The sequence below is a fragment of the Rhodoferax sp. RT4P68 genome (genome assembly GCF_056521305.1).
This window is the reverse complement of the sequence record NZ_JBWMBB010000012.1, coordinates 166,118-179,260: the sequence shown is the minus strand read 5'-3', so window position 1 is coordinate 179,260 and position 13,143 is coordinate 166,118. Positions and strand designations below refer to the sequence as shown.

Below are 13,143 nucleotides of genomic sequence, written 5' to 3'. Positions count from 1 at the left end.
AATCAGTCCAGCTGCGCTGTTCAGTCGACCTTGATCCCAGCGCCTTCGGCTGCCAAGAAAGCCAACGCATGCGCTGCAAGCGCAAACGGCTGCTCGCCCTGGTCGTACCAACGCGTGAGGCCGCGCGGGTGGCTGGTGTCCAGCAGGCCGCGCCAGACGCCTGCCGGCAGCATGAAGGCGCTGTCCACCTTGCCCGCGTTGACCAGCAGCAGCAGCGGTGCGCGGGCGCGGCCGGGCTTGCCGATCAGGCAGCCCAGCACGCGCTGGCCCGGGTCGTTCCACGCGTCACCGGCCAGCGGCGTGCCGTCGGCTTGTAGCCACGTCAGGTCGTGCAGGCCCAGTGGGTCCGACAGGCCGCTGTACCAGTGGTTGCCGAAGGGCAGGGCCTGGCGGCGCAGCGACAGGACACGCGCGGTGAAGTCGATCAGATCGGTGTCGGCCTTGGACCAGTCGATCCAGGTCGTCGGGTTGTTCTGGCAATACGGGTTGTTGTTGCCGCCCTGGGTGTGGCCCAGCTCGTCGCCGGCGGCCAGCATCGGCGTGCCTTGCGCCAGCAGCGTGGTGGCCAGCAGGGCGCGCGCCAGGCGGGCACGCAGCGCCAGCACGGCCGGCTCGATGCTGGGGCCCTCGACGCCGCAGTTGAAGCTGATGTTGTGGCCGTGGCCGTCACGGTTGTGCTCGCCGTTGGCCTCGTTGTGGCGCTGGTCGTAGCTGAGCAGGTCGCGCAGGCTGAAGCCGTCGTGCGAGACGACGTAGTTCACCGATTCGGCCGGCTCGCGCTGGCGCGGCTGGAACAGATCGGAGGAGCCGCACAGCCGCAGCGCGAAATCGCCGCGCGAGGTGGCGCCCTCGCGGCCGGCGGCGGGCAGCACCCAGAAGGCGCGCATCGCGTCGCGGAAGTGGTCGTTCCATTCCAGCCAGCCGCGCGCGAAGCCGCCGACCTGGTAGCCACCGGGGCCGATGTCCCAGGGCTCGGCGATCATCTTCACGCGCGAGAGCACCGGGTCCTGCGCCACGGCGGTGAAGAACGCGCCGCCGCGCTCAAAGCCGTGGTCGCCGCGGCCCAGCACCGGCGCCAGGTCGAAGCGAAAACCGTCCACATGCAGGTGCTCCACCCAGTAGCGCAGGCTGTCCATCACCAGTTGCAGCACGCGCGGCTGGCGGATGTCCAGCGTGTTGCCGCAGCCGGTGTGGTTCTCATACAGCGCCTTGTGGTCGGGCGGCAGGCGGTAGTAGAGCGCGTTGTCCAGCCCGCGAAAGCTGAGCGTGGGGCCGTTCTCATCGGTCTCGGCCGTGTGGTTGTAGACCACGTCCAGCAGCACCTCGATGCCGGCGGTGTGTAGCGCGCGCACCATGGCGCGGAACTCGTCGCGCTGGCCCGTGCCCGAGTCGCTGGCTGCCAGCCGTGGCGCCGGGCAAAAAAAGCCCAGCGTGTTGTAGCCCCAGTAGTTCGAGAGGTTCATCTCGACCAGGCGCTGCTCGTCCAGCGCATAGTGCACCGGCAGCAGGCTGACGGCGGTGACGCCCAGCTTTTGCAGATGCGCGATGGAGGCGGGGTGCGCCAGGCCCGCGTAGCTGCCGCGCAGCGTGTCCGGCACGGCCGGGTTGCACATCGAGAAGCCGCGCACGTGCAGCTCGTAGATCACGCTGTTGGCCAGTGGCGTGCGCGGGGCCTGGTCGCCGCCCCAGTCCACGTCGTCGTGCACCACGCGGGCCTTCAGCGCGTGGGCGCCGTTGTCGGCCGTGTCCATGTGCAGCGGGTGGCGCAGGTCGGCAGCGAAGTGCTCGTCCCGCCAGGCGAAGCTGCCGACGATCTCGCGCGCGTACGGGTCCAGCAGCAGCTTGAAGGGGTTGAAGCGGTGGCCGCGGTCTGGCCGCCAGGGGCCGTGCGCGCGCAGGCCGTAGACCAGGCCGGGCATGGCGCCGGGCAGGTAGCCGTGGAACACATCGGCGCTGCGGCCGGGCAGGGCGACGCGGGCGATCTCGGTCTCGCCAGTGTCGTCGTACAGGCACAGCTCGATCGCCTGCGCGTGCTCGGAGACGATGGCGAAGTTGATGCCGGTGCCGTCGAAGCTGGCGCCCAGGGGCCAGGGATGGCCGCTTTGCAGTGCGTGGGGGTCTGGTTGTTTCATGTCATGTCTTCCATTCCAGAAAGACCGTGGCCAGTGGCGGGAGGGTGAGCAACACGGAATGCGTGCGGCCATGGCTGGGCACGGGCTCGGTGCCGGCGACGCCCCAGGGCGTGCCGGCGTTGCTGCCACCGTAGTAGACGGAATCGGTGTTCAGCCGCTCGTAGTAGCGGCCGGGGCGGGGCACGCCCAGGCGGTAGCTGGCGTGCACCTGCGGCGTGAGGTTGCAGACGACCAGCATCAGCTGGCCCTCCTGCTGGCCGTAGCGGGCAAAGGCCAGCACGGACTGGCTCGCGTCCTCGGCCTCCAGCCAGTCGAAGCTGCTGCCGTCGCGGTCGCGCTGGTGCAGCGCCGGGTAGGAGCGCATCACGCGGTTCAGGTCGCGCACCAGCTGTTGCATGCCGGTGTGCAGCGGCTCGGCGAGCAAATGCCAGTCCAGGCTTTGCGCTTGGTTCCACCCGCGCTCCTGCGCGAACTCGCCGCCCATGAACAACAGCTTCTTGCCGGGGTGGCCCCACATGGCGCCGTACAGCGCGCGCAGGTTGGCGAAACGCTGCCAGGGGTCACCCGGCATGCGCGCCAGCAGAGAGCCCTTGCCGTGTGCCACCGCGTCATGCGGCAGCGCCAGCACGAACTGCTCGCTGAACGCATGGGACAGGCTGAACGTCAGCTCATGGTGGTGGTGCTGGCGGTGCAGCGGATCGCGCGCGAAGTAGCGCAGTGTGTCGTGCAGCCAGCCCAGGTTCCATTGGTAGTCGAAGCCCAGGCCGCCGGTGAATGCGGGCCGCGTGACGCCGGGGAAGGCCGTGGCTTCCTCGGCCAGCACGATGGCGCCTGGCCGCTCGGCGGCCACCACCTCGTTCAATCGCTTGAGGAAAGCGACTGCGTCGACGTTCTCGCGGTCGCTCTGTGCGCTGGGCGTCCACGTGCCGTCCTGGCGGCTGTCATCGCGGTAGAGCATGGTGGCCACGGCGCCCACATGCAGCCCATCCACGCCAAAGCGCTCCAGCCAGTACAGCGCGTTGCCGAGCAGGTAGCTGTGCACCGCGGCGCCGCCGTAGTGGAAGATCTGCGGGCGCCCGTCCGCATGGCGGCTGTCGCGCGGGTCGGTGTGCTCGTACAGCGCCGTGCCGTCGAAGCGGGCCAGCGCATGCGCGCTGTTCGGGAAGTGCGCGGCCATCCAGTCCAGCAGCACGCCCAGCCCTTGCGCGTGGGCGCTGGCGACGAAGCGGCGAAACCCGGCCGCGTCGCCGTGGCGCGCGGTCAGCGCGTACAGGCCGTTCGGCATGGGGCCGCTGGCGCCGTCGGCTGCGCACTCGCCGATTGGCATCAACTGCAGGTGGGTGAAGCCCAGGTCCAGCGCGTAGGGGATCAGCGTGTCGGCCAGCTCGTCCCAGTGCAGCCAGCGGTCACCTTCCTCGGGCTTGCGGCGCCAGCTGGCCAGGTGCACCTCGTAGATGGCCATCGGCGCGGCGTGCGCATTGGCCTGGTGGCGATCCTCGCGGGCCTGCACGACCGGCAGCAGCTCTGCCACCTCGCTGGCCGTGCCGGGCCACCGTTCGCAGGCTAGCGCGTAGGGGTCGGCCTTGCGCGGCAGCAGTTGGCCCTGGCTGTCCTCGATCTCGTATTGGTAGAGAGTGCCGACGCCTATGCCGGGCACGAACAGCACCCAGACGCTGGCATGTGGCAGCCGCTGCAGGGGGTGGCGCTGCCCGTCCCAGTTGTTGAACGGCCCCACCACGCTGACACGACCCGCATGGGGCGCCCAGACGGCAAAGCGCGTGCCGTGGACGCCGCCCTGGCACAGCGGGTGCGCGCCCAGCACGGCGTAGGGCCGAAGGTGCGCACCCTCGGCCAGCAGCCGCAGGTCGGAGTCGGAGATCAAGTTGGAGGCCGGCAGTCCCATCGCAGGGCGCAGTGTGGCACTGCCCGTGGTCTCAAGCGCTCAAGCCCTGGGTTCGATGCGCCAGATCTGCCGTGCGTACTCGCGGATCGTGCGGTCGGCCGAGAACACGCCCATGCCCGAGACGTTGGTGATGGCCTTGGCGCACCACTCCGAGGGCTTGCGGTAGAGCGCGTCCACCTCGGCCTGCGTCTGCACGTAAGAGGTGTAGTCGGCCAGCAGCATGTAGTGGTCGCCGCCCCACAGCAGCGAGTCGATCAGCCCACGGTAGCGGCCGGGCTCGTCGGGCGAGAACTGGCCGCCGGCGATCGCATCGAGCACGGCCTTCAGGCCCGGCTCGCTCTCGTAGTAGCGCATGGGCTGGTAGCCGCCCATCTTCATGGCCTGCACCTCGGGCGTCTTCAGGCCGAAGATGAAGATGTTCTCATCACCCACGGCTTCGCGGATTTCGATGTTGGCGCCGTCGTCGGTGCCGATGGTCAGCGCGCCGTTCAGCGCCAGCTTCATGTTGCCGGTGCCCGATGCTTCCGTGCCGGCGGTGGAGATCTGCTCGGACAGATCGGCGCCCGGCATGATGGTCTCGGCCACCGAGACGCCGTAGTTCGGGATGAACACCAGCTTGAGCAGGTCCCCCACGCGCGGGTCGTTGTTGATGACGCGGCCGGCGTCGTGGATCAGCCGGATGATGTTTTTGGCCGTGTGGTAGCTGGAGGCCGCCTTGCCGGCGAACAGCACCACGCGCGGCACCCAACCCTTGCCATCCGGGCCTTTGGGGTGGGCCAGGATGGCCTGGTAGCGCGTGATCACGTGCAGCACGTTGAGCAGCTGGCGCTTGTATTCGTGGATGCGCTTGACCTGCACGTCGAACAGGCTGTCGGGGCTCACGTGCACGCCGGTCGTGCGGGCGATCAGCGCGGCCAGGCGGGCCTTGTTGGCGCGCTTCACGTCCATGAACTCGGCCTGGAAGGCCTTGTTATCTTTCAGCGCGTGCACCTTCTTCAGCTCGTCCAGATCCTTGCGCCAGCCCTGGCCGATGTGGCGATCCAGCAGGCCGGACAGGCCCGGGTTGGCCTGCGCCAGCCAACGCCTGGGCGTGACGCCGTTGGTCATGTTGGTGAAGCGCTCGGGCCACAGCGCGGCGAAGTCGGCAAAGATGGTCTGCACCAGCAGGTCCGAATGCAGCTTGGACACACCGTTGACCTTGTGGCTGCCAACGATGGACAGGTTGGCCATGCGCACGCGGCGCTCGCCCTGCTCGTCGATCAGCGACAGCCGCGCGAGGAAGCCGTCGTCGCCGGGCCGGAAGGCAGCCGCGAACTCCAGGAACTCCTTGTTGATGCGGAAGATGATCTCCAGGTGGCGCGGCAGCACATGCTGCATCAGGCCCACCGGCCAGGTCTCCAGCGCCTCGGGCATCAGGGTGTGGTTGGTGTAGCTGAAGGTGCGTCTGCAAATCGCCCAGGCTTGCGTCCAGGCCATGCCCTGCTCGTCGACCAGCACGCGCATCAGCTCGGCCACGCCAATGGCCGGGTGCGTGTCGTTCAGGTGGATGGCGACGTGGTCGGCCAGGTTGGACAAGGTGCCGTGCTCGTCCATGTGGCGCTTGAGCAGGTCTTGCACCGAGGCGGCGACAAAGAAGTATTCCTGCTTCAGGCGCAGCTCGCGACCGGCCGGCGTGCTGTCGTTGGGGTAGAGCACCCAGGAGATGTTCTCGTACTCGTTCTTGGCCGTGGCGGCGCGCTGGTAGTCGCCGGTGTTGAAGGCGTTCAGGTCGATGTGCGCGGGCGCGGCTGCCTTCCACAGGCGCAGCGTGCTGACCTTGTCGGTGCCGTGGCCCGGGATCACCATGTCGTAGGCCTTGGCCGCCACCTCGGCAGCAGCGCGCCAGACGGCCTTGCCGTCCACATGCTCGACCCAGCCGCCAAAGCGCACCGGGTACGTCACGCCCCAGCGCGGGAACTCCCAGGGCGTGCCGTCCTGCAGCCACGGGTCGGGGTGCTCGATCTGGGCGCCGGCATGGATCTCCTGCGCGAACATGCCGTACTCGTAGCGGATGCCGTAACCGAAGGAGGGCAGGCCCAGCGAGGCCATGGAGTCGAGAAAACACGCGGCCAGGCGGCCGAGGCCACCGTTGCCCAGCGCGGCGTCGGGCTCGCGGTCGGCCACGTCTTCCATGGCCTGGGCGTGGGCGCCCAGGGCCTCGGTGGCGCCGGCCTGCTGGCCCAGCGCGGCCAGTGCGTTGGACAGCGTGCGGCCGATCAGGAACTCCATCGACAGGTAGTAGACGCGGCGTGCGCGGGCGCCACGGTCGGCGGCCTGGGTCTGGACCCAGCGTGCCGAAAGCTGTGCCCGCGCGACCTGCGAGACGGCGTGCATCAGCTCGGTCCGGGTGGCCTTGGCGGGGGCTGCGCCGACGGTGTGCAGCAGGTGGTCTTCCACGCTGGCAACGATCGCGCGGTTGGTCTGAGTGGGGCTCACGGCAAATCCTTTTCTTGTGGGGGTCGACGCCATCTGCACAACCGCGGCGCAGGGCGTCTTGTCGCTTGTCGGACCAAGCAGGGTCCATGCCAAGGAGCGCGCGAATTCTCGCACGCACCCTCCGGCCGGCCGGTCGAACGCGGCTATCCTAGATGCTCGATGGTTTCTGTTTGACGAGAGAGCACGGAGGCAGGGGCAACCCATGAAATCGACCGATCTGGCACAACAATTGGACTTGCCCAAGCGCGCCATCGCGCTGGTGCTGGCCGGCGGGCGCGGCAGCCGCCTGATGCACCTGACCGACCGACGCGCCAAGCCGGCCGTGTACTTCGGCGGCAAGTTCCGCATCATCGATTTCGCGCTGTCGAATTGCCTGAACTCCGGCATCCGCCGCATCGGCGTGATCACGCAGTACAAGAGCCACAGCCTGCTGCGCCACCTGCAGCGCGGCTGGGCGTTCCTCAAAAGCGAGATGAACGAGTTCGTCGACCTGATGCCGGCGCAGCAGCGCAACGACGACGAGAGCTGGTACCGCGGCACGGCGGACGCCGTCTACCAGAACCAGGACATCCTGGCCAGCTACCGGGCCGACTACATCGTGGTGCTGGCCGGCGACCACATCTACAAGATGAACTACGCCATCATGCTGGCCGACCATGTGGCCAAGGGCCGCGATTGCACGGTCGGCTGCATCGCCGTGCCGCGCGCGCAGGCCACGGCCTTCGGCGTGATGGCGGTGGACGAGAACAGCATGATCACCGACTTCCTGGAGAAGCCGGCCGACCCACCGCCGATGCCCGGCCGCCCCGACATGGCGCTGGCCAGCATGGGCATCTACATCTTCAATGCGCGCTACCTCTACAAGGAGCTGGAGCGCGATGTGAACGACCCCGATTCCAGCCACGATTTCGGCAAGGACATCATCCCGCGCGCCGTGCGAAACGGCCACGCCGCCGCCCACCCGTACGAGCTGTCGTGCGTGAACATGCGGCTGGGCGAAGAGGCCTACTGGCGCGATGTCGGCACCATCGACGCGTACTGGGACGCGAACATCGACCTCACCGCCACCGACCCGCAGCTGAACCTGTACGACACCCGCTGGCCGATCTGGACGTACCAGTCGCAGCTGCCGCCGGCCAAGTTCGTGCACAACACGGATGACCGGCGCGGCATGGCGGTCGAGACGCTGGTCTCGGGCGGCTGCATCGTCTCGGGTCATGTGCTGCGCTCGGTGCTGTTCAGCAGCGTGCGCGTGAACTCCTACGCCAGCGTGAGCTGGTCGGTGTTGTTGCCCGGCGTGCAGATCGGCCGGCGCGCCCGCGTGAACCGGGCCATCGTCGACCGCGGCTGCATCATCCCCGACGGCATGGTCATTGGCGAAGATGCTGCGCTGGATGCCGCGCGCTTCTACCGCAGCGAGAACGGCATCGTGCTGGTGACCGCGCCCATGCTCGCAAAGCTCGAATACGCATGAAGGTGTTGCAGGTCGCAGCGGAAGTGTTTCCGCTGGTCAAGACGGGTGGGCTGGCGGATGTGGTGGGTGCCTTGCCGCAGGCGCTGGCGGCGGCAGGTGCCGATGTGCGGTTGATGCTTCCGGGGCTGCCGGCCATCGTCGCCGGTTTGCAGCGGGCCAGCGTGGTCTGCGAGCTGGGGCCGCTGTTCGGCGCCGGCCGCGTGCGGCTGCTGCGCGGCGAGTTGGCATCCGGACTTTTGGCGTATGTGGTCGACGCGCCCTATCTGTACGAGCGAGCCGGCGGCCCCTACCTGGCCGCCGACGGCAGCGAATGGGCAGACAACCTGCAGCGCTTCGCGTTGCTGGGCTGGGCCGCAGCGCACGTGGCGGCCGGCGAGCTCGACACGCACTGGCGCCCCGATGTGATGCACGCGCACGACTGGCACGCAGCCATGTCGTGTGCCTACGTGGCCGCGCGGCCGGTGCGCAGCGTGACCACCGTGTTCACGGTGCACAACCTGGCGTTCCAGGGCTTGCACGACCCGGCGGATTTTTTTCTGCTGAACCTGCCGTCGCGCTTCATGGCCTCCAACGCGCTGGAGTTCCACGGCCAGTTCTCGTTCATGAAGGCGGGGCTGAAGTTCGCCTCGCGCGTCACCACCGTCAGCCCCACGTACGCGCGGGAGATCTGCACGCCCGAGTACGGCAGCGGTCTGGACGGCGTGATCCGCGCGCGGGGTGCCCACGTGTCGGGCATCCTGAACGGCGTCGACCCGCTGGTGTGGGACCCGGCCACCGATGACGGCATCGCCGCGCACTTCAGCGCGGCTGATCTTTCTGGCAAGGCGCGTTGCAAGGCGGCGCTGCAGCAGACCTTGGGGCTGGCGGCCGACCCGGCGGCCCCGCTGTTCGCCCTGGTCAGCCGCCTGACGGCGCAGAAGGGGCTGGACCTGGTGCTGGGCGCTTTGCCCGAACTGCTGGCCCGTGGGGGTCAACTGGCGGTGCAGGGCTCTGGCGATGTGCCGCTCGAGCAGGCGCTGCGTCAGGCCCAGGCGCAGCACCCTGGCCGCGTGGCGGTGCATCTGGGCTACGACGAAGCGTTCGCGCACCAGATGATGGCCGGTGCAGACGCCATGTTGGTGCCCTCGCGCTTCGAGCCCTGCGGCCTGACCCAGTTGTATGCGTTGCGCTATGGCACCGTGCCGGTGGTGCGCCGCGTGGGCGGGCTGGCCGACACGGTGGTCGATGCGACCGAGGACGCCCTGCGGCGCGACACCGCCACCGGCTTTCAATTCGGCCCGGCCTCGGTCGAGGGGCTGGGCCGCACGCTGCTGCGCACCATCCAGGCTTTTCATCAGCCGGCTGTGTGGGGGCAACTGGTGCAGCGCGGCATGGCGCAAAACTTCTCATGGGGACCGGTGGCCGAGCAGTACCTGGCGCTGTACCGCAGCGCGGCCGGCGTGGGCTGATGGAGGGGCGGGTTGCGCCGCGGGTGGTGCGCGGCGCACACGCTACGCGCGGCCTGCATAAGATGCGGGCGCGCCACGCTCCGTGCGCGCACCACTTTTCAGGACACCCCATGACCATTTCCATGTACCAGGCCAGCGTGCCGCGCTTCGTCAACATCCTGGGCAACCTCTTCCGCATCCTGGACAAGACCCAGGCCCACATCGACGCGAAGAAGATCGCCGACGCCACGCTGACGGGCGCCCGCTTGTTCCCCGACATGCTGCCGCTTTCCACGCAGGTGCAGATCGCCTGCGATTCGGCCAAGGGCGTCGTGGCCCGTCTGTCGGGCGTCGAGGCCCCCGTCTTCGACGACAAGGAGACGACACTGGCCGAGTTGAAGGAGCGCATTGCCAAGACCATCGCCTTCATCGAGAGCGTGCCGGCCGACAAGATCGACGGCACCGAGGACAAGGCCATCGTCACCAAGCGCGGCGAGAAGGAGACACACTACAAGGGCATGCAGTTCTTGCTGGGCCACGCCGTGCCCAACTTCTACTTCCACGTCACCACCACCTACGCCATCCTGCGGCACAACGGCGTGGAGATCGGCAAGCGGGACTTCTTGGGCAACCCTTGAGACTGCTGGCCGCGTTTATCTATTCAATTTATGCGGTCTGATGTTGATTTGATTGAATAATGTCGAGAATTTAACTATTCAGTAATCAGTCCATGCATGCTCTCGCCGCCACGGCCCTGGACGCATTGCGCCAGCAAGGCGGCGTCATGACCAGCGCTGAGTTGCAGCAGCGCCTGGGCGTCAGCCAACCCACGGTGTCGCGGGTGCTGGCGCCGTTGGTCCAGTCCGGCGCGGTGCGCAAGGTGGGCGCGGCACGTTCGCAGCGCTACATCGTGCCGCGCGCTGTGGCCGGCGTCGGTGCCGAGGTACCCGTCATGCGGGTCGACGCACAAGGCCGCGCTTCGCCGTTCGGCCGCATGGTGCCGCTGGAGGGCGGCGCGTTCTGGGTCGATGAGGCCGATGGCGTCAGCGCCCGGCATGGCGGGCTGCCCTGGTTTCTGGACGACATGCGACCGCAGGGGTTCATCGGCCGCACGTTTGGCCACGCGCACCCTGAGTTGCAATTGAGTGCCGACCCGCGCAACTGGAGCGATGACGAGGTGCTGCGTGCGCTGGCCACGTTCGGCGAAGACCTGCCCGGCAATCTGATCGCCGGGGCGGTGGCGTTCGAGCGGTTTCACACGCTGGCGCTGCGGGCTTCGCGCGTGGCGTCGGCGGCCGACTACCCGCGCCTGGCCAAGCAGGCCATGCAGGGCACGCATCCAGGGTCATTGGCCGGAGGTGAGCAGCCCAAGTTCTGCACGATCACGGCAGGGCGGCACGTCATCGTCAAGTTCTCGCCCGCAGGCAGCGCCCCGGCCGACCAGCGCATGCGCGACCTGCTGGTGTGCGAGCACCTGGCGCTGCAGACGCTGGCGGGCGCGGGTGTCGCTGCGGCGCGGTCGCAGATCTTCGAGGCCGCAGGGCGCGTGTTCCTGGAATCCGAGCGCTTCGACCGCACCGCCCAGGGCCGCATTGGCATGGTGTCGCTGCAGGTCTATGACGCCGAGTACGTGGGCGAGATGGACAACTGGGCCGCCACCGCCAACCGCATGGCCGCCCGCCAGCTGCTGCCCGAGGGCGACGCCCGCACGCTGCGCCTGCTGGAGGCGTATGGCGTGCTGATCGCCAACACCGATCGGCACTACGGCAACATCTCGCTGCTGCTGCAGGGCGACGATTGGGCGCTGGCGCCTGCCTACGACATGCTGCCCATGCTGTATGCGCCGGTGGCCGGTGAAATCGTGCCGCGCGATTTCGCGGCCCGGCCGCTGCAACCCGCCGCCGCCACGCTGCCCGAGTGGGCACGGGCGCTGGATCTGGCGCGTGTCTTCTGGCAGGCAGCGGCGGCGGACAGCCGTGTGTCGGACGCGTTCCGGCAGGTGGCGCTGGCCAATGCACGAACGCTGGACCAACTGGCGGGCTGAATCCGCGCCACCGCGCTGCCATCCTCCCTCGGCTCTCGCGGCAGACGGCGGGTAGGAGGGCGCGCAAGGCGGCGGAATGTGACGCGGAGGGTGGCGGGGGATGTGCGGTAGGTGGCGGGGATGTGGCGCGGGCTGTCGCGGGGGACGTGGCGTGGAACGCGGCTGGGGAGTGGATCTTCAGCTGCCCAAGGTCGCCGCCGCACATCAGGGCTTACCCGATAATCCCCGCGCATTGCGGCCGCCCCGGCCAGCGCACAAGGACATCCATGCAGCTTGCAGCTTCCATCTTCAAGGCCTATGACATCCGCGGCATCGTGCCGGCCAGCCTGAACGAGGCCGTGGCCGAAGGCCTGGGCCGGGCCTTCGGCAGCATCGCCCGGCAAGAGGGAGAGACCACGGTGGCGGTGGGGCGCGACGGCCGGCTGTCCGGCCCGGCGCTGTCGGCCGCGCTGATCCGCGGGCTGGTGGCCAGCGGTGTCGAGGTGATCGACGTCGGCATGGTGACCACGCCGATCCTGTATTTCGCCGCGCACACGCTGTGCAAGAGCGGCATCCAGATCACCGGCAGCCACAACCCCAGGGACTACAACGGCTTCAAGATGATCATGGGCGGGCGCGCCATCTATGGCGAGGAGATCCAGGCCCTGCGCAAGATGATCGAGGCCGAAACGTGGCTGCTGGCCGAAGGCGGCAGCGTGCGCCAGGCCGACGTGCTGCCAGCCTACCGCGAGCGCATCGTCGCCGACGTGAAGCTGGCCCGGCCAATGAAGATCGTGGTCGATTCGGGCAACGGCATCGCGGGCGCCTCGGCACCGGCCATCCTGCGCGCGCTGGGCTGCGAGGTGACCGAGCTGTTCAGCGAAGTCGACGGCAACTTTCCCAACCACCACCCCGACCCGAGCAAGCCCGAGAACCTCACCGACCTGATCGCCGCGCTGAAGACCACCGGCGCCGAACTGGGCCTGGCCTTCGACGGCGACGGCGACCGCCTGGGCATCGTCACGCGCGAGGGCAACAACATCTACCCCGACCGTCAGATGGCCTTGTTCGCGCAGGATGTGTTGAGCCGCGTGCCCGGCGGCACCATCCTGTTCGACGTGAAATGCTCGCAGCGCCTGGCGCCGGCGATCGAGGCCGCAGGCGGCAAGGCGCTGATGTTCAAGACCGGCCACTCGCTGATCAAGGCCAAGATGAAGGCCATCGAGGCCGAGGGCGGGCAGGCGCCTCTGGGTGGCGAGATGAGCGGCCACATCTTCTTCAAGGAGCGCTGGTTCGGCTTCGACGACGGCACCTACGCGGGCGCGCGGCTGCTGGAGATCCTCAGCAAATCGCCCGATGCCAGCGCCGTGCTGGATGGGCTGCCGACCAGCTTCTCCACGCCCGAGCTGAACGTCGGCTGCGCCGAGGGCGAGCCGCATGCGCTGGTGGCCCAGTTGGTCGCCGCGGCCCGGTTCGATGCACCGGCAACAGTCAACACCATCGACGGCCTGCGCGTGGACTGGCCGGACGGCTTCGGCCTGATCCGCGCCAGCAACACCACACCGGTGCTGGTGCTGCGCTTCGAAGGCCACACGCAGGACGCTCTGGCCCGCATCGAGGCGCAGATGATGGCGCTGCTGCGTACCGTCAAGGCCGACGCGCAGATCCAGGCGGCCGCGCATTGAGCGCCGCGCCGCAGGTTCGGCGCA

The 13,143-nt window shown here is 68.6% G+C and carries 8 protein-coding genes; 5 read left to right on the top strand and 3 right to left on the bottom strand.

The window, feature by feature from the left end:
• Positions 1-20: 20 nt before the first annotated feature.
• The 3 genes from glgX to AC099J_RS23660 are packed head-to-tail and all read right to left on the bottom strand — an operon-like array spanning position 21 to position 6,543.
• Positions 21-2,132, bottom strand: coding sequence for a glycogen debranching protein GlgX (gene glgX / locus AC099J_RS23670; RefSeq protein ID WP_479617752.1), 2,112 nt, complete (start codon positions 2,130-2,132; stop codon positions 21-23).
• 1 nt (position 2,133) lies between these two features.
• Positions 2,134-4,035, bottom strand: coding sequence for a 1,4-alpha-glucan branching protein GlgB (glgB, locus tag AC099J_RS23665; protein WP_479617751.1), 1,902 nt, complete (start codon positions 4,033-4,035; stop codon positions 2,134-2,136).
• A gap of 39 nt (positions 4,036-4,074) precedes the next feature.
• Positions 4,075-6,543: a glycogen/starch/alpha-glucan phosphorylase gene (locus tag AC099J_RS23660; protein WP_479617750.1), complete on the bottom strand. Its 2,469-nt coding sequence runs from the start codon at positions 6,541-6,543 to the stop codon at positions 4,075-4,077.
• A 169-nt stretch (positions 6,544-6,712) separates the two neighbouring features.
• Here AC099J_RS23660 and glgC point away from each other — a divergent pair, with 169 nt between their 5' ends.
• From glgC to AC099J_RS23635, 5 genes are all read left to right on the top strand, one after another.
• On the top strand, positions 6,713-7,984 hold the full coding sequence (gene glgC, locus AC099J_RS23655; protein ID WP_479617749.1) for a glucose-1-phosphate adenylyltransferase: 1,272 nt from the start codon (positions 6,713-6,715) through the stop codon (positions 7,982-7,984).
• Positions 7,981-9,432 carry a glycogen synthase GlgA gene (gene glgA / locus AC099J_RS23650; protein WP_479617748.1) on the top strand — a complete coding sequence of 484 codons (1,452 nt, stop codon included), beginning with the start codon at positions 7,981-7,983 and terminating at the stop codon, positions 9,430-9,432. Before glgC ends, glgA begins: the two co-directional genes overlap by 4 nt.
• Positions 9,433-9,542: 110 nt before the next feature.
• The gene (locus tag AC099J_RS23645; RefSeq protein WP_479617747.1) at positions 9,543-10,049 is read left to right on the top strand and encodes a DUF1993 domain-containing protein; all 507 of its coding nucleotides are present in this window, start codon (positions 9,543-9,545) and stop codon (positions 10,047-10,049) included.
• A gap of 92 nt (positions 10,050-10,141) precedes the next feature.
• Positions 10,142-11,455 (top strand): type II toxin-antitoxin system HipA family toxin YjjJ, encoded by a 1,314-nt coding sequence (gene yjjJ / locus AC099J_RS23640; protein WP_479617746.1) that lies wholly within the window; start codon positions 10,142-10,144, stop codon positions 11,453-11,455.
• Positions 11,456-11,721: 266 nt separating this feature from the next.
• Complete coding sequence (locus AC099J_RS23635; RefSeq protein WP_479617745.1) at positions 11,722-13,119, top strand: phosphomannomutase/phosphoglucomutase; 1,398 nt, start codon at positions 11,722-11,724, stop codon at positions 13,117-13,119.
• Positions 13,120-13,143 lie beyond the last annotated feature (24 nt).

What these genes read in the sequence shown, in the direction of transcription:
- glgX (WP_479617752.1), bottom strand. Translation starts at nt 2,132, where the DNA reads ATGAAACAACCAGACCCCCACGCACTGCAAAGCGGCCATCCCTGGCCC.
- glgB (WP_479617751.1), bottom strand. Translation starts at nt 4,035, where the DNA reads ATGGGACTGCCGGCCTCCAACTTGATCTCCGACTCCGACCTGCGGCTG.
- AC099J_RS23660 (WP_479617750.1), bottom strand. Translation starts at nt 6,543, where the DNA reads ATGGCGTCGACCCCCACAAGAAAAGGATTTGCCGTGAGCCCCACTCAG.
- glgC (WP_479617749.1), top strand. Translation starts at nt 6,713, where the DNA reads ATGAAATCGACCGATCTGGCACAACAATTGGACTTGCCCAAGCGCGCC.
- glgA (WP_479617748.1), top strand. Translation starts at nt 7,981, where the DNA reads ATGAAGGTGTTGCAGGTCGCAGCGGAAGTGTTTCCGCTGGTCAAGACG.
- AC099J_RS23645 (WP_479617747.1), top strand. Translation starts at nt 9,543, where the DNA reads ATGACCATTTCCATGTACCAGGCCAGCGTGCCGCGCTTCGTCAACATC.
- yjjJ (WP_479617746.1), top strand. Translation starts at nt 10,142, where the DNA reads ATGCATGCTCTCGCCGCCACGGCCCTGGACGCATTGCGCCAGCAAGGC.
- AC099J_RS23635 (WP_479617745.1), top strand. Translation starts at nt 11,722, where the DNA reads ATGCAGCTTGCAGCTTCCATCTTCAAGGCCTATGACATCCGCGGCATC.